This is a genomic window from Microbacterium sp. ZKA21, from assembly GCF_050434165.1.
GTDB lineage: Bacteria > Actinomycetota > Actinomycetes > Actinomycetales > Microbacteriaceae > Microbacterium.
In genome coordinates, this window is sequence record NZ_JBNPVV010000003.1 from 209,557 (window position 1) to 224,484 (window position 14,928).

Consider the following 14,928-nt stretch of genomic DNA (forward strand, 5'->3'; position numbering starts at 1 on the left):
AGTGATCGGACCAACGACACGAAGAGGTGCCGATGAATCCGCAATCCCCGCACGAACCTCCACCCCTGCTCGAGGTGGACCGGCTGACCGTGACCTTCGGCGGTCTGACCGCCGTCGATGACGTGTCGTTCGACGTCCGTCCGGGCGAGGTCGTCGCCCTCATCGGCCCCAACGGCGCCGGGAAGACGACGATCTTCAATGCGATCTGCGCTCTGGTGCGCCGCCGGGGGGAGGTCAGGATCGACGGCGTGCGTGCGCCGCGCCGGACATCGGCGCTGACGGCCCGCGGTGTGTCCCGCACCCTGCAGGGTCTTGGCCTGTTCCCGACGCTGTCGGTGCGCGACAACATCCGCATCCCGCTGGCCGGGTCGAAGGATGCCGACAGCGCCGTCGCGGCACAGCTCGCCGACCTCGACCTCGTCGCTATGGCCGACCGTCCGGTCGCCGCGCTCGCGTATCCCGATCGCAAGCGGGTCGCACTCGCCCGCGCCCTGGTCACCGCACCGACGCTGCTCCTGTTGGACGAACCGGCCGGTGGTCTGGGAGCCGAGGACATCGCCGGGCTCACCGGCATCGTGCGAGGCGTCGCGGATGCCGGATGCGCGGTGCTGCTCGTCGAGCACCACGTCGATTTCGTGATGCGCCTCGCCGACCGCATCGTGGTGCTCGACTTCGGACGCGTCATCGCGCACGGCGAACCGGAGCAGATCCGCACCGACCCCCGCGTGCAGGAGGCCTACCTGGGAGTGGCCGCCGGCACCGAAGCCACGTTCGGCGCACACGGGGACGAGGACGTCAGGGCAGAGGAACCCGCCGCATGAGCGCTCCATCGACTCGGACCGCGACCGGAGCATCCCTCACGATCCGCGAGCTGACCGTCGGGTACGGCGGCGCGCCGGTGCTGCACGACGTGAGCATCGGCATCCGTCCCGGCGAGATCGTCGCGCTCCTGGGTGCCAACGGTGCGGGCAAGACCACCCTGCTGCGTGCGCTCCTGGGACTCGTCCCGACGACCGGCGGTGCTCTCGCGCTGGACGGCACCGATCTGTCGCCGCTGCGCACCGAGGAGCGCGCCCGTCGCGGACTCGCCCTCGTCCCCGACGGACAGAGCGTCGTGGCCGAACTCACGGTCGACGAGAACCTGCGTCTCGGCGCACTCTGGCGTCATCGCGGTGCGGCGCGTGAGCATGCCATCCGAGGCATATACGAGCTGTTCGAGCCTCTCGCCCGTCGCCGCGGCGCCGAGGGTCACCAGCTCTCCGGCGGCGAGCGGCAGATGCTCGCGCTGGGGCGCGCGCTGGTCGCAGAGCCGCGCGTGATCGCGCTGGACGAGCCGTCGCTGGGTCTGGCCCCGCTCGTCGTGGCGCAGATCATGGCGACGCTGCGCATCACGGCCGAGCGGCGCGGACTGACGGTGCTGCTCGCTGAGCAGAACGCCAAATCCGCCCTCTCCATCGCTGACCGCGGCGTGGTGCTCGATCTCGGTCGCGTGGTGGCGGATGCTCCGGCATCCGATCTCGCCGACGACTCCGCCCTCCGACACGCCTACCTGGGGTTCTGATGGATCGACTCGCCTTCCTCCTCGCCACCGGGCTCGCGCGCGGCGCGATCTTCGCCCTGTTCGCTCTATCGCTCGTGCTGATCTGGCGCGCAGCGCGCATCATCAACTTCGCCCAGGGGGCGATGGCGCTCGTCGCCACGTACGCGGCGTTCGCGGTGAGCGGGCTGACCGGCGACTACTTCGCCGGGCTCGCGGCCGGCCTCATCACGGGAGCAGTGACGGGACTCGTCGTCGAACGCGGCGTCATGCGCTTCGCCCCGCACTCGGCTCCACTGACCGGCGTGATCGTCGCGATCGGGCTCGTGATGGTGCTGCAGTCGCTGCTCGGCATCCTCTTCGGCCCGCAATACCGCCCGATGTCCGCGCCGTTCGACGACCGTCCCCTCATGGTCTCCGGGGTTCCGCTGCTCTCGCCCAACGACGTGTTCATCCTGGCGGTCGCACTCGCGGTGATGGGCGGTCTTGCCCTGCTCTTCACTCGCACCTCGCTCGGGCTGCAGCTGCGCGCATCGGCCTTCGCCCCCGAAGTCTCCCGGATCCTCGGCGTGCGGGTGAATCGGATGGTGACGATCGGCTGGATGCTGTCGAGCGCGCTCGCCGCGCTCGCCGCGATCCTCCTCGTCCCCACCGAGCTGGGACTGAACCCGCACGCCACGGACATGCTCTTCGTCTACGCCTTCGCCGTCGCGGTCGTCGGCGGTCTCGATTCGCCCGCCGGCGCCCTTCTCGGCGGTCTCGTGGTCGGCGTCGTCATGAGCCTCGTCACCGGATACCTCGGAGCCACGGTCGCACCGATCGGCGTGCTCGTGCTGCTCGTCGCGGTCCTGCTGCTGAAACCGGACGGCGTGTTCTCCATCAACCGGGCGCGCAGCGCATGACCGGCATCCTTTCGGCCCTGCGCGGCCCGCGTCGCACGATCGCCCTGGGCGCCGTGCTGACCATCCTCGCCATCGGCGGCACGTTCCTGCTCGATCCGTACCGCAACTTCCAGCTCGCGACGATCGCCGCCACGTTCTGCGTCGCCGCCGGCCTCACCCTGCTCATCGGGCACAGCGGGCAGCTCTCGCTCGGACACGCCGCGCTCATGGCGACGGGCGGCTACGGTTACGCGCTCACCGTGAACGCGCTCACCGAGGCCGGCGTCGGCTCGGTCCTACGGTTCGTGATCGGGATGCTGGCAGGCATCGCCGCCGCCGGCATGCTCGGTCTCCTCCTCGGACTCGCGGCGGCCCGACTGCAGGGCCCCTATCTCGCCGGCGTCACCCTGGCGCTGGTGATCGCGGTTCCGGCAGCGGCCACGGTGTTCTCGAGCATCCTCCGCGGCGACCAGGGGATCCAGATCCCCTACGACGGCGTCCCCGAGCCGTTGCGCGATCTCATCGCCGTGGAGCAGTGGCAGGCCTGGGTCGCCGTGCTCGTGGCCGGCGTCGTCGTCACCTGGCTCGCGGTGCTGGGCGGCGGATCGTTCGGACTGCGGATGCGCGCCGTCCGCGATGACGAGACCGCGGCACGGCTGAACGGCGTCGCAGCGGCACGGGTGAAGGTGACCGCGTTCGTCGTCAGCGCGTCCGCGGCCGGGGCCGGCGGCGCGGTGATCTGCTTCGTGACGCAGTCCGTCAGCCCCGGCGCCTACACGCTCGCGTTCTCGCTGCTCCTCGTCGTGGCCGTCGTGCTCGGCGGCCTCGGCAGCATCGGCGGCGCGGCGATCGGGTCAGCGCTCGTCGTGCTGTTGCCCTGGGCGATCGGCGCCGCGACGGCCGCACTCCCCGTACCCGCCGACCTCGCCCAGCGCCTCGCCGGCAACCTTCCCGTCCTCGTCTTCGGCGCCCTGCTCATCGTGACGATGCTCGTCCGGCCGGGTGGCCTGGCGAGCCTGCGGCGCCGCATCCGGCGATCATCGGATGCCGCGGCATCCGAACCCGAACCCGTTCTGCCCACCACCACACGAAAGAGGTGACTCATGTCACAGCACTCCCCTGGCCGCGTGCTCGCCGTCGTCGCGGCATCCGCACTCGCCGTCGTCCTCGCCGGCTGCAGCACCCCGACGACCGCGGACCCCGCCGCCGATGCACCCGGCGTCACCGACGACACCGTCACGATCGGCACGCACACGCCCCTGACCGGGCCTGCCGCCGCCGGCTACTCGTCGATCTCGGCAGCCGCCACCGCCTACTTCGCCTATCTGAACGATCAGGGCGGCGTGCACGGCCGTGAGATCGAGTACATCGTCAAGGACGACGGCTACAACCCCGCCACCACCCAGACCGTGGTGCGCGAACTGGTGCAGGAGGACGAGGTGTTCGCGATCGTGAACGGCCTGGGCACCGCCCCGCACACCGCCGTGCTCGACTACCTGAACCAGAACGAGGTGCCAGACCTGTTCGTCGCCTCCGGCTCCACCAACTGGAACCAGCCGGAGAAGTATCCGTTCACGTTCGGGTTCAACGCCGACTACGTCGTGGAGGGCGCCGCGCTCGCGCAGTACGCCGCCGACGAGTACCCGGACAAGAAGGTGTGCCTGCTCGGCCAGGACGACGACTTCGGCGACGAGATGGTCGAGGGCGCCGAACTGGCTCTCGGCGCGGACGGATTGACGCACGTCGAGCGCTACTCGGTCTCGAACCAGGACGTCACCGCGCAGATCGGCGCGCTCAAGGCGGCCGGCTGCGAGATCAACATCCTCGGCACGATCAACGGATTCACCGCCCTCGCGCTGGGCACCGCCGCACAGCTGAACTGGTTCCCGCAGTGGTTCTCGTCGTCTTCCGGCGCCGACTACCCGACCCTGATCGGATACCTGGGCGAGGATGTCGGCCCGCAGCTGCTGCAGGGGTTCGTGGGGACGAACTACCTGCCCTCGCTCGGCGGCGACAGCGACTGGGTGGCGCTGTTCCAGAAGGTCAACGACGAGTACAACGACGCGGCGCCCTTCGACGGCAACACGATCTACGGCATGAGCGTCGCGTACCTCTTCGCCGAGACGCTCGAGGCCGCCGGGGAGAATCCGACGCGCGAGTCGCTCGTCGACGCACTGCGCTCCGGGGAGCTCGCGGGCAACGGCATCCTGCCGCTCTCGTTCAATGAGGACAGCCACGCCGCCTACCTCGGCGTCGGCATCACGGCCGTCGACCAGGGCGTGCAGGACTACGTCGGCGCGACCTACGCCGTCGACGGCGGCGAGGTCAGCGCGGTCGAGCCCGCACCCGTCGAACTCACGGCGGAGGGCGTGCCGGGTTCCTGAATCCCCCGCAGGAACAGGAGCGGCCCCGGATCCACGAGATCCGGGGCCGCTTCGTCGGGTGGGCTACGCCGTCGTGAACTGCGTCACCAGCTCGCGCTTGAGGACCTTGCCGCTGCCGCCGAGCGGCAGCGCGTCGACGACGTGCACGACACGCGGATACTTGTACGCCGCGATGCGGTCCCGGACGAAGGCGGTCACCTCGTCCGGATCGAGCTCGGCGCCCTCGCGCGCGACGACGGCCGCGTGCACCTCCTGACCGCGGACGTCGTCGGCGACGCCGAACACGGCGGCGACCGCGATCCCCGGATGCCGGGCGAGCACGGCCTCGACCTCGGTGGGGTACACGTTGTAGCCGGATCGGACGATCATGTCCTTCTTGCGGTCGACGATCGTGAGCACCCCGTCGACGTACGTGCCGAGGTCGCCGGTGCGGAACCAGCCGCCCACCACGGCGCTCGCCGAAGCATCCGGGCGCCCGAGGTAGCCCTTGAACAGGTTGTGGCCGCGCACCACGATCTCGCCCAGTGCGCCGGGTTCCTCGTCGAGCAGGATCCGATCGTCGATCTCCGGGTCGGCGATCGCGACGTCGACGCCCCAGAGGGCACGGCCGACCGTGCCGGGGCGGATCGGCTCGCCGAGCGGATTGGACGACACGGTCGGCGCGGTCTCGGTGAGCCCGTACCCCTCGTGCACATCGGCGTCGTAAGCATCGTGGAACGCCTCGAGCACCGCGACCGGCAGCGCGGCACCGCCGGAGACGGCGTAGCGCAGCGGCGGACGCTCGGGCGAGCGCCTGGCCGCCTCCAGCATCCCGACGTACATCGTCGGCACGGCGGTGAACACGCTCGCACGATGCGAGGCCATCAGGCTCAGCGCCTCGTCCGGATCGAAGCGCGGCAGCAGGATGACCGAGGCGCCGACACGGAACGCGATGTTCATCACGGCGGTCTGGCCGAAGGTATGGAACAGCGGCAGCCCTCCGAACACGACGTCGTCAGCGCGCAGATCGAAGGCGTCGATGAGCGTGCAGTGCACCTGCTCGACGATCGAGAGGTGGCTGCCGACCGCACCCTTGGGTGTTCCGGTCGTGCCGCTCGTGTAGAGGATGGTCGCGGCATCGAGCGGCCCGGTCGCCGTGTGACGCGGGATCGGCTCGGCTGCCGCGGCTTCGGCCTCCAGATGCGGGAGGTCGACCCCGGCATCCATCGGAAGCAGCACGGTCGTGAGCGGGACCCCTGCGGATGCCGCGGCCGGCACCGCCTCGGTGAGCAGGGGAGCTGCGACCACGAGCAGATCCGCCTCGGCATCCCGCAGCACGTAGGCGATCTCGTCCGCCTTGAACAGCAGATGCACGGGAACGGCGACCGCGCCCAGCGACAGCACCGCGTAGTAGACGCGGGCGAAATCCGGGACGTTCGGGATGAGCAGGGCGACGCGGTCGCCGCGGCCGATGCCCCGGTCCCGCAGGGCGCCGGCGTAGGCGCGGGTCTGATCCCACAGTTCCCGATACGTCGTGGTCGTGCCGGCGAAGTGCACCGCGGGACGATCCGCATGGCGGACGGCGGATTCGGCGAGGATGCTCGCGACGGACAGGGTCGGGAATCCCGGCCCGTCGACGGCCGGATCGGGGTGGTGGGTCATCGGTGTCTCCTTCGACTTCGACATGACGGCTTTCGGGGGATGCTCAGATGCGCAACTGCGCGCGCCCGAGGCTCGACAGGTGGACCTCGTCCGGGCCGTCGGCGATGCGCAGTGATCGGATGCCGGCGTAGAGCTCGGCCAGCGGGGTGTCGCCGGAGACGCCGGCGCCGCCGTGCACCTGGATGGCGCGGTCGATGATCGTCTGCACGGCGCGGGGCACGGCGATCTTGATCGCCTGGATCTCGGTCATGGCCTCGCGGTTGCCGACGGTGTCCATGAGCCACGCGGTCTTCAGCACGAGCAGCCGCAGCGCCTCGAGCTGGATGCGGGCTTCAGCCGCCCACTCCCGGATGACGCCCTGTTCGGCCAGGCTGCGCCCGAACGCATGCCGCTCGTTGGCTCTCGCCGTCAGCAGGGCGAGCGCCCGCTCACCCATGCCGAGCGCGCGCATGCAGTGATGGATGCGGCCCGGTCCGAGCCTGGCCTGCGCGATCGCGAACCCGTCGCCTTCCGCTGCGATGAGGTTCGCCGCCGGAACGCGCACGTCGTCGAAGGCGATCTCGGCGTGCCCGCCGTGGTCGCGGTCGTCGTAGCCGAAGACGGTCAGCGGGCGGATGATCCGCACGCCCGGGGTGTCACGGGGGACGAGGATCATGGACTGCTGGCGGTGTCGCGCGGCATCCGGATCGGTCTTGCCCATGACGATGAAGATCGCCGCATCCGGATTCATCGCTCCTGTCGACCACCACTTGCGCCCGGTGATGACGTAGGCGTCGCCGTCGCGGCGGATGCGGGTGCCGATGTTCGTGGCATCGCTGGATGCGGCATCCGGCTCCGTCATGCAGAAGGCGGAGCGGATCTCGGCCCGCAGCAGCGGAGCCAGCCAGCGCTCCTTCTGCGCCGGGGTGCCGAACTCGTTCAGGACCTCCATGTTGCCGGTGTCCGGCGCCGCGCAGTTGAAGGCCGCCGGGGCCAGGCGCGGACTCCAGCCGGTGAGCTCGGCCACCGGGGCGTACTGCAGGTTCGTCAGCCCCGCAGCTCCCGTGACGGCGGGGTCGCCGGGGAGGAAGAGATTCCACAGGCCCTCGGCGCGCGCCCTCTCCTGCAGGTCGCGCACGATCGGGCGGACGTCCCATCGGTCCGGAGTCGCGGCGAGCTGCTCGTCCAGGACGGGCTCGGCCGGCAGCACCTCCTCGTCGACGAAGCGGCGCGCCTGCGCCGTGATCTCGGTTGTCCTGGCATCCGGGGCGAAGTCCATCAGCGCACCTGCAGTCCCTTCTGAGCGAGCGGCTCCACGAGCGCGCCCATCCGATCGAAGCCCTCGCCGACGGTATCGCCGGCCTGGTAGCGGTAGTGGATCCCTTCGAGGATCACGGCGAGCTTGTAGGCGGCGAAGGCGCGGTACCAGTGCAGCTCGGGCAGCACGATGCCGGCGTGAGCGGCGTAGACGTCGGCGAGATCGTCGAAGCTCGGGTAGCCCGCGGCCGGATCGACGGCGCTGGGCACGGCGCCGACGCCGGCGGGGAGCGCCGCGATGTCCCAGTACAGGGCGAAGATGCCGAGATCGACCAGCGGGTCGCCGAGCGTGGCCATCTCCCAGTCCAGGATCGCGGAGATGTGCGGATGCTCGGCTGGGCCGGCGACCAGTGCGTTGTCCAGGCGGTAGTCGCCGTGCACGATGCCGGTGCGGCCGGTCTCGGGCACCCCCTGCACGAGGCCGTCCTGAAGCCGATCGAGGATCGGTGTGGACCGGGAGCGCGAGGCGTCGAGCTGCCGGCGCCACGTGGTCAGCTGGCGGGCGAGATAGCCGTCCGGCCGGCCGAAGTCGCCGAGGCCGACCGTGGACGGATCCACCGCGTGCAGATCGGCGAGATGCTGGATCAGTTCGATGCTCAGCGCGCGCAGCGCGGCCGGCGGATGGGCGGCGTTCTGGGAACGGGAGGACAGCACTCGCCCCGGCGCGCGCTCCATGAGGAAGAACGGCGTGCCGGTGATCGCGGCCTGCTCGGTGTCGTCGACGAGATCGATCGCCGTGGGGACGGGGATCGGCGTCGGCGCCAGGGCCGAGATGACGCGGTGCTCGCGCCCCATGTCGTGCGCGCTGGAGAGCACATGTCCGAGCGGGGGCCGGCGCAGGATCAGCGGGATCGCGGCACCCGAGACGGCGTACGTGAGGTTGCTGCGTCCGCCGGCGATGACCTCGGCCTGCAGTTGGCCGGCGGCGAGTTCGGGATGCGCGGTGGACAGCCAGGCGGTCAGCGCCGCCACATCCAGCCCGGGGACCTCAGGCATCAGCGCCCGCCTTTCCACCGTTCGTCGATGAGCGGTGCGATCAGCATACCGGATGGTCGGTTTGTTGGCGAGTCGTCTCTCCGACGGGTGTTCGCGCGCGGGGTCAGATCAGCTGCGCCTCGATCGCCGAGCGGATGCCGGTCGGGATCGCCACGGGACGGCGGGTTCCGGCGTCCACGAACACGTGCACGAAACGGCCGTGCGCGATCTGCTCGCCGGCGCGATGGATGCCGAGATCCCACGTGACGCTCGTGGAGCCGAGACGCTCGATGCCGATGGCGACCTCGAGAACATCCGGGAACGACGCCGAGGCGTGAAACTCGCAGGACGACGCTGCGCAGAGCGCGATCGCGTCGCCGGTCGGATCCAGTCCGCCCTCGCGGATCATCCAGGCGTTGATCGCGGTGTCCATGGCGAGGTAGTAGACGCTGTTGTTCAGGTGGCCGTACTGGTCGTTGTCGTTCCAGCGCGTGGCGAAGGGGTCGCGGACAGTCATGGGCGGCTCAGCCGTCGACTCGCAGCAGCAGGCGGAACGCGACGCGGGCGCGCTCCGCGCTGGGCTGATCGCCGGAGATGAGGTCGGCGTAGGTGAACGACTCCGACATGCGTACCAGCAGATAGGCGAGCCCCGCCGGATCGATCGCGCCGCCGAGCGGCTGCTCGCCGAGCTCGCGCCGGACGAGCCACTCGGCCGTCGCGACGTAGCGGCGCTGGATCGGGCTCTCCTTCGTGGTGAGCAGGCGCAGTGCCCGCGCGGGCTCCCGGCGGAGGAACTGGCGGAAGTAGTCCGCGGTGATCAGATCGTCGACGAAATGGGTGAGGATGCCAGCGATGCGCTCGCCCCCGGTGCTGGCGGCTGTGGCGTGCTCGGCCTGCACGAGCGTCGGCACGGCGAGCGACCACAGCACCTCGCTCAGCAGGGCATCCCGATTGCCGACCCAGCGGAAAAGCGACGTGCGGTCGACGCCGAGCGTCGTCGCGAGGGCTCCCATGTCGATGCGGCGTCCGGAGATGAAGGTCTCACGCGCCGCCTCGAACGCGCGGACGGCGTCGGCGTGGTCGTCGAGCCGCTCGGACAACCAGGATGGAGCGGCGTCCGTCCCGGCCGTGGCGATCGTGGCGGAGGCGGTGACGGAGGTCATGCGTGCACTCTACCTGCGGGGTCGGGCCTGGACGCAACGTTTCCGGAGATGTTGTGCAACATTCTCAAATATGATGCATACTCGGGTTGATCACCGACGATCGGAGAAACGATGACGTTCACGCTGACCCCGCCCGTGTCGACCGGAACCGAGCCCGCCGCGCTGCTCGACGCCGACTTCTACGCGTTCCAGCACCTGCTCACGGATGCCGAGCAGCGCGCGCTCACCGGCATCCGGGAGTTCCTCGATCTCGAGGTGCGTCCCTACGCGGACGACCATTGGGAGCGCGCGGAGAGCCCGCGACACCTCGTGCCGCGCATCGCCGAGCTCGGTCTGTACGGCAATGCCTTCCCGGAGACGCGGCAGTTCGAGAACTCCGCCGTGTTCCGCGGCTGGGTGGCGATGGAGATCTCCCGCGCCGATCCGTCTACCGCGACGTTCATCGGCGTGCACAGCGGGCTCGCGATGACCGCGATCCAAGTCGGCGGTTCGGAGGAGCAGAAGGCGCAATGGCTACCGGTGCTCGCCGCCGGTCAGCAGGTCGCGGCGTTCGGGCTGACCGAGCCGGGGCACGGATCCGACACCGCGAAGGGACTCGAGACGACGGCCGAGCGACGCGGCGACGAATGGGTGCTGAACGGCGCGAAGCGCTGGATCGGCAACGGCGCGTTCGCCGATCTCGTCGTGATCTGGGCGCGGGACGTCGCGGACGACCAGGTCAAGGGGTTCCTCGTGCGCACGCCGGCGGTCGGGTTCACCGCCACCAAGATCGAGCGGAAGCAGTCGCTGCGCGCGGTCGAGAACGCCGACATCGTGCTCGAGGACGTCGTCGTCCCGGAGAGCGATCGCCTGCAGCGGATCCACGGCTTCCGGGACCTCGCCGTCGTGCTGCGCCTGACCAGGGCGGATGTCGCGTGGCAGGCGCTCGGCGTCGGGGTCGGCGCCTACGAGGCCGCGCTCGAGTACGCGAAGACGCGCATCCAGTTCGGCAAGCCCATCGCGTCCTTCCAGCTCGTGCAGCAGAAGCTCGCCGACTGCCTCGCCGACATCACGGCATCCACGGCCCTGTGCATGCGGGTGTCGCAGATGCAGGACGAGGGCATCCAGCGCGATCACCATTCCGCCATGGCGAAGGCGTTCGTCAGTGCTCGCATGCGCGAGACCGTCGCGCGCTGCCGGGAGATCTGCGGCGGCAACGGCATCCAGCTCGACCACGGCGTCGCCCGCTACTTCGCCGATGCCGAGGCCGTGTATACGTTCGAGGGCACCTACGACATGAACTCGCTCATCGTCGGCCGGGCCATCACCGGCATCGCCGCGTTCGTCTGATCCCGAGGAGAGAACCATGCCAGAGGCCTATATCGTCGCCACCGCCCGCTCGCCGATCGGCCGCGCCAGGAAGGGGTCGCTCGCCACCATGCGCCCGGACGACCTCGCCGCCCGCATGGTGCGTGCGGCGCTCGACAGCGTTCCGCAACTCGATCCGTCGCGGATCGACGACCTCATGCTGGGTTGCGGACAGCCCGCGGGCGAGCAGGGGTTCAACATCGCACGGATCGTCTCGGTGCTGCTCGGCCTCGACACCGTGCCCGGCACGACCGTGAACCGCTACTGCTCCTCTTCCCTGCAGACGACGCGGATGGCGTTCCATGCGATCAAGGCCGGTGAGGGCGACGTGTTCGTCTCGGCCGGCGTCGAGGCGGTGAGCCGGTACACCCAGGGGATGAGCGACGTGATGCCCGGCATCGCGATCGAGAACCCGGTGTTCTCGGATGCCGTGACGATCACTGCTCGTCGGGCGGAGCTCGGCGCGCCGCCCTGGACGGATCCCCGGTCGTACAGCGCCCTGCCCGATCCGTACATCGCGATGGGGCAGACGGCGGAGAACGTCGCCCAGGTGCACGGGATCACGCGGGACGAGCAGGATGCCTTCGCCGCCCGATCGCAGCAGCGCGCCGAGGCGGCGATCGCGTCAGGTTTCTGGGCGCAGGACATCACCCCGGTCACGCTCGACGACGGCACGGTGGTCGCAGCCGATGATGGACCCCGAGCGGGTGTGACCGTGGAGGCGCTCGCCGGGCTCGATCCGGTGTTCCGTCCGGACGGCACGATCACAGCGGGCAACTGCTGTCCGCTGAACGACGGTGCGGCGGCACTCGTCGTCGTCTCTGACCGGGTGGTGGACGAACTGGGCCTCGAGCCGCTCGCGCGGATCGTGTCGACCGGGGTGAGCGGGCTGTCGCCGGAGATCATGGGGCTCGGGCCCGTGGACGCTTCGCGGCAGGCGCTCTCCCGCGCGGGGCTGGCGATCGCGGACATCGACCTCGTCGAGATCAACGAGGCCTTCGCCGCGCAGGTGATTCCGTCCGCGCGTGAACTCGGCATCGACGAGGAGCGGCTGAACGTGCACGGCGGGGCGATCGCGGTCGGGCATCCGTTCGGGATGACCGGCGCCCGGATCACCTCCACGCTGATCAACGGTCTCGCCGCGACCGGCGGACGGTACGGCCTGGAGACGATGTGCGTCGGCGGCGGCCAGGGGATGGCACTGGTCCTCGAGCGCGTCTGAAAAACGCCGAAGGGCGCCCGCCCGATCGGCGGGCGTTCTTCGCCGTGCTCACCCCGCGACGAAAAGGGCGAGCGTGTCCGCCACGAGCGCGGGCCGCTCCGATCCCTCGATCTCGACGGTCGTGCGGGACGAGAGCCGCCACCCCTGCGGGCCCTCCTCGGCGCCGGTGACCTCCGTCACCGCACGCACGCGCGAGCCCGCCGTGACCGGCTGCAGGAAGCGCACGCGATCGAGCCCGTAGTTCACGACCATCGTCGCGCCGTCGACCAGCACGAGGCCGGCGACCAGGCGCGGCAGCAGCGAGAGGGTGAGATAGCCGTGCGCGATCGTCGCGCCGAACGGTCCGGAGGTCGCACGCTCGGCATCCAGATGGATCCACTGCCAGTCCTCCGTCGCATCGGCGAAGGCCTGGATCCGCGGCTGATCGATCGTGAACCAGTCGCCGGTCGCGGTGCGACCGACGGCGTCCGGCAGGGCGGACGGATGCTCGATGAGGATGCTCATGCGCGCGGGCCTCCCGCGACGTAGAGCACCTGCCCGGAGATGAACCCCGCCTCCTCCGAGCAGAAGAAGGATGCCGCGGCCGCGATGTCGTCGGGCTCTCCCGCGCGTCCGACGGGGATCTCCTTCGCGGCGTGCGCGACGAAGTCGTCGAAGCCGACGCCGATGCGCTCGGCCGTGGCTCGCGTCATGTCGGTGACGATGAAGCCCGGCGCGATCGCGTTCGCCGTCACGCCGTACCGGCCCAGTTCGAGGGCCAGCGTCTTCGTGAAGCCCTGCATGCCGGCCTTGGCCGCGGCGTAGTTCGCCTGGCCGCGATTGCCCAGTGCCGAGGTGCTGGACAGATTGACCACGCGACCCCATCCTGCGTCGACCTGATGCTTCTGCACGGCACGGCACATGAGGAACGCTCCGCGCAGGTGCACGGTGAGCACGGCATCCCAGTCGTCCTCGGTCATCTTGAACAGCAGGTTGTCGCGGATGATGCCGGCGTTGTTGACGAGGATCGTCGGTGCACCGAGTTCCGCGGCGATGCGATCGACGGCGCTCTGCACGGCGGCGGCATCGGCGACGTCCGCGCCGACGGCGATCGCGCGACCACCGGCGTCTTCGATGGCGGCGACGGTGTCCGCGCAGGACGCCTCGTCGAGGTCGAGGACGGCCACGGCATGGCCGTCGGAGGCGAGACGTTTCGCGGTGGCAGCGCCGATGCCGCGCGCGGCGCCGGTGACGATGGCGGTACGGGTCATGAATGTTCCTTTCGGAGGGGGAGCGGATCAGAAGACGATGAGCTGGCGCAGTTCCGTCCCGGCGGCGAGGCGATCCATGGCCTCCGGCAGGTTGTCCAGACGGATGCGGGAGGACACGAGCCGTTCGAGCGGCAGCCGTCCTGATCGCCAGAGGTCGACGTACCTGGGGATGTCGCGCTCCGGGACCGCCGAGCCCAGGTAGCTGCCGATCACGGTGCGCGCCTCGGCGGTCAGCCGGAGCGGGGAGACGTGGGCCACGGCATCCGGAGCCGGGAGGCCGACCGTGACCGTCGTCCCTCCCGGTGCGGTGAGTGCGAGGGCTGTCTCGAAGGCGCGCGCGGATCCGGCGGCCTCGATCACGACGGGAGCACGCAGGTCGCCCACGTCCGAAGGAGTGCAGGATGCCGGGGCGCCGAGCGCACGGGCGGCCTCGACCTTCGCGGGTACGGCGTCCACACCGACGACCTCGTGGCCGAGGGCGGCGGCGACGAGCAGCGCCGCCATGCCGACACCTCCGAGTCCGACCACGATGACGCGTTCTGCGGGTGCGGGGCGGCCGGCGTTGATCACCGCACCGCCCCCGGTGAGCACCGCGCAGCCGAGGAGCGCGGCGATCTCGGGCGGCACGTCCGCGTCGACGGCGACGACGGATGCCCGATCGACCACCGCATGGGTGGCGAACGCGCTCACGCCGAGGTGGTGATGCACCGTCTCTCCGTCGCGGTGCAGACGGGACCCGCCGGCCAGGAGCGTCCCGGCGGCGTTGGCGGCCGAGCCTGGCACGCAGGGCAGCCGGCCGTTCGTGCGGCATCCGTCGCAGTCGCCGCATCGCGGCAGGAAGGTCATGACGACGCGCGAGCCGACCACGATGTCGTCGACGCCGTCGCCGACCTGTTCCACGATCCCCGCGGCTTCGTGCCCGAGCAGCATGGGCACAGGGCGCACACGGTTGCCGTCCACGACGCTCAGATCGGAGTGGCAGACGCCGGCGGCCTCGATGCGCACCAGCAGCTCCCCGTGCCGCGGCGGTTCGAGATCGAGCTCGCCGATCGTGAACGGCTGGGACTCATGGAACGGGGAGGGGGCGCCCGACTGTTCGAGCACGGCTCCGCGGATCAGCATCCGGACCTCCCTGACGCGCCCGCTCCGGCGCGGGACTTCCCGTCAGCATACCGACCAGCCGGTATGCGCGCTAGTTCCGCCTCGGAGTCGAAAGGGCGAGAGCGGGGCGC

General features: G+C 70.5%; 15 protein-coding genes. 7 read left to right on the forward strand and 8 right to left on the reverse strand.

The features are described 5' to 3' along the window. The first annotated feature begins 32 nt into the window (after window positions 1-32). The 5 genes from M2317_RS08340 to M2317_RS08360 are packed head-to-tail and all read left to right on the forward strand — an operon-like array spanning window position 33 to window position 4,802. Window positions 33-821 carry an ABC transporter ATP-binding protein gene (locus M2317_RS08340; protein ID WP_429459112.1) on the forward strand — a complete coding sequence of 263 codons (789 nt, stop codon included), beginning with the start codon at window positions 33-35 and terminating at the stop codon, window positions 819-821. Next, window positions 818-1,561 carry an ABC transporter ATP-binding protein gene (locus tag M2317_RS08345; RefSeq protein WP_429459114.1) on the forward strand — a complete coding sequence of 248 codons (744 nt, stop codon included), beginning with the start codon at window positions 818-820 and terminating at the stop codon, window positions 1,559-1,561. Before M2317_RS08340 ends, M2317_RS08345 begins: the two co-directional genes overlap by 4 nt. Further along, window positions 1,561-2,439: a branched-chain amino acid ABC transporter permease gene (locus M2317_RS08350; RefSeq protein WP_429459116.1), complete on the forward strand. Its 879-nt coding sequence runs from the start codon at window positions 1,561-1,563 to the stop codon at window positions 2,437-2,439. Before M2317_RS08345 ends, M2317_RS08350 begins: the two co-directional genes overlap by 1 nt. Beyond that, on the forward strand, window positions 2,436-3,518 hold the full coding sequence (locus M2317_RS08355) for a branched-chain amino acid ABC transporter permease (protein WP_429459118.1): 1,083 nt from the start codon (window positions 2,436-2,438) through the stop codon (window positions 3,516-3,518). The genes M2317_RS08350 and M2317_RS08355 overlap by 4 nt, the downstream gene beginning before the upstream one ends. 3 nt (window positions 3,519-3,521) lie before the next feature. Then, on the forward strand, window positions 3,522-4,802 hold the full coding sequence (locus tag M2317_RS08360) for an ABC transporter substrate-binding protein (RefSeq protein ID WP_429459119.1): 1,281 nt from the start codon (window positions 3,522-3,524) through the stop codon (window positions 4,800-4,802). Window positions 4,803-4,865: 63 nt separating this feature from the next. On the opposite strand, the gene M2317_RS08365 is transcribed toward M2317_RS08360, so the two are convergent. The 5 genes from M2317_RS08365 to M2317_RS08385 form a co-directional block, all read right to left on the reverse strand. Then, the gene (locus tag M2317_RS08365) at window positions 4,866-6,443 is read right to left on the reverse strand and encodes an AMP-binding protein (protein WP_429459121.1); all 1,578 of its coding nucleotides are present in this window, start codon (window positions 6,441-6,443) and stop codon (window positions 4,866-4,868) included. 43 nt (window positions 6,444-6,486) lie between these two features. Continuing rightward, on the reverse strand, window positions 6,487-7,701 hold the full coding sequence (locus M2317_RS08370; protein WP_429459123.1) for an acyl-CoA dehydrogenase family protein: 1,215 nt from the start codon (window positions 7,699-7,701) through the stop codon (window positions 6,487-6,489). Beyond that, window positions 7,701-8,735, reverse strand: a complete 1,035-nt coding sequence (locus tag M2317_RS08375; RefSeq protein ID WP_429459125.1) for a phosphotransferase family protein — start codon at window positions 8,733-8,735, stop codon at window positions 7,701-7,703. The genes M2317_RS08370 and M2317_RS08375 overlap by 1 nt, the downstream gene beginning before the upstream one ends. 103 nt (window positions 8,736-8,838) lie before the next feature. Then, a complete protein-coding gene (locus M2317_RS08380; RefSeq protein ID WP_429459127.1) occupies window positions 8,839-9,231 on the reverse strand; it encodes an acyl-CoA thioesterase in 393 nt (130 codons plus the stop codon). A gap of 7 nt (window positions 9,232-9,238) precedes the next feature. Beyond that, window positions 9,239-9,877, reverse strand: a complete 639-nt coding sequence (locus tag M2317_RS08385) for a QsdR family transcriptional regulator (RefSeq protein WP_429459129.1) — start codon at window positions 9,875-9,877, stop codon at window positions 9,239-9,241. Window positions 9,878-9,988: 111 nt separating this feature from the next. Here M2317_RS08385 and M2317_RS08390 point away from each other — a divergent pair, with 111 nt between their 5' ends. Next, window positions 9,989-11,206 carry an acyl-CoA dehydrogenase family protein gene (locus tag M2317_RS08390; RefSeq protein ID WP_429459131.1) on the forward strand — a complete coding sequence of 406 codons (1,218 nt, stop codon included), beginning with the start codon at window positions 9,989-9,991 and terminating at the stop codon, window positions 11,204-11,206. Between the two features lie 16 nt (window positions 11,207-11,222). Next, window positions 11,223-12,446 carry an acetyl-CoA C-acetyltransferase gene (locus M2317_RS08395; protein WP_429459133.1) on the forward strand — a complete coding sequence of 408 codons (1,224 nt, stop codon included), beginning with the start codon at window positions 11,223-11,225 and terminating at the stop codon, window positions 12,444-12,446. Between the two features lie 48 nt (window positions 12,447-12,494). Here M2317_RS08395 and M2317_RS08400 read toward each other — a convergent pair whose 3' ends face one another. From M2317_RS08400 to M2317_RS08410, 3 genes are read right to left on the reverse strand one after another with little or no spacing between them, the layout of a single operon-like run. After that, window positions 12,495-12,950 (reverse strand): MaoC family dehydratase, encoded by a 456-nt coding sequence (locus M2317_RS08400; RefSeq protein WP_429459135.1) that lies wholly within the window; start codon window positions 12,948-12,950, stop codon window positions 12,495-12,497. Next, window positions 12,947-13,696: a 3-oxoacyl-ACP reductase FabG gene (fabG, locus tag M2317_RS08405; RefSeq protein ID WP_429459137.1), complete on the reverse strand. Its 750-nt coding sequence runs from the start codon at window positions 13,694-13,696 to the stop codon at window positions 12,947-12,949. The genes M2317_RS08400 and fabG overlap by 4 nt, the downstream gene beginning before the upstream one ends. Before the next feature lie 27 nt (window positions 13,697-13,723). After that, entirely contained in the window at window positions 13,724-14,818 is a 1,095-nt protein-coding gene (locus M2317_RS08410) for an alcohol dehydrogenase catalytic domain-containing protein (RefSeq protein WP_429459138.1), read from the reverse strand. Window positions 14,819-14,928 lie beyond the last annotated feature (110 nt).

Coding starts and splice junctions, on each gene's coding strand:
- M2317_RS08340 (WP_429459112.1), top strand. CDS start 33: ATGAATCCGCAATCCCCGCACGAACCTCCACCCCTGCTCGAGGTGGAC.
- M2317_RS08345 (WP_429459114.1), top strand. CDS start 818: ATGAGCGCTCCATCGACTCGGACCGCGACCGGAGCATCCCTCACGATC.
- M2317_RS08350 (WP_429459116.1), top strand. CDS start 1,561: ATGGATCGACTCGCCTTCCTCCTCGCCACCGGGCTCGCGCGCGGCGCG.
- M2317_RS08355 (WP_429459118.1), top strand. CDS start 2,436: ATGACCGGCATCCTTTCGGCCCTGCGCGGCCCGCGTCGCACGATCGCC.
- M2317_RS08360 (WP_429459119.1), top strand. CDS start 3,522: ATGTCACAGCACTCCCCTGGCCGCGTGCTCGCCGTCGTCGCGGCATCC.
- M2317_RS08365 (WP_429459121.1), bottom strand. CDS start 6,443: ATGACCCACCACCCCGATCCGGCCGTCGACGGGCCGGGATTCCCGACC.
- M2317_RS08370 (WP_429459123.1), bottom strand. CDS start 7,701: ATGGACTTCGCCCCGGATGCCAGGACAACCGAGATCACGGCGCAGGCG.
- M2317_RS08375 (WP_429459125.1), bottom strand. CDS start 8,735: ATGCCTGAGGTCCCCGGGCTGGATGTGGCGGCGCTGACCGCCTGGCTG.
- M2317_RS08380 (WP_429459127.1), bottom strand. CDS start 9,231: ATGACTGTCCGCGACCCCTTCGCCACGCGCTGGAACGACAACGACCAG.
- M2317_RS08385 (WP_429459129.1), bottom strand. CDS start 9,877: ATGACCTCCGTCACCGCCTCCGCCACGATCGCCACGGCCGGGACGGAC.
- M2317_RS08390 (WP_429459131.1), top strand. CDS start 9,989: ATGACGTTCACGCTGACCCCGCCCGTGTCGACCGGAACCGAGCCCGCC.
- M2317_RS08395 (WP_429459133.1), top strand. CDS start 11,223: ATGCCAGAGGCCTATATCGTCGCCACCGCCCGCTCGCCGATCGGCCGC.
- M2317_RS08400 (WP_429459135.1), bottom strand. CDS start 12,950: ATGAGCATCCTCATCGAGCATCCGTCCGCCCTGCCGGACGCCGTCGGT.
- fabG (WP_429459137.1), bottom strand. CDS start 13,696: ATGACCCGTACCGCCATCGTCACCGGCGCCGCGCGCGGCATCGGCGCT.
- M2317_RS08410 (WP_429459138.1), bottom strand. CDS start 14,818: ATGCTGATCCGCGGAGCCGTGCTCGAACAGTCGGGCGCCCCCTCCCCG.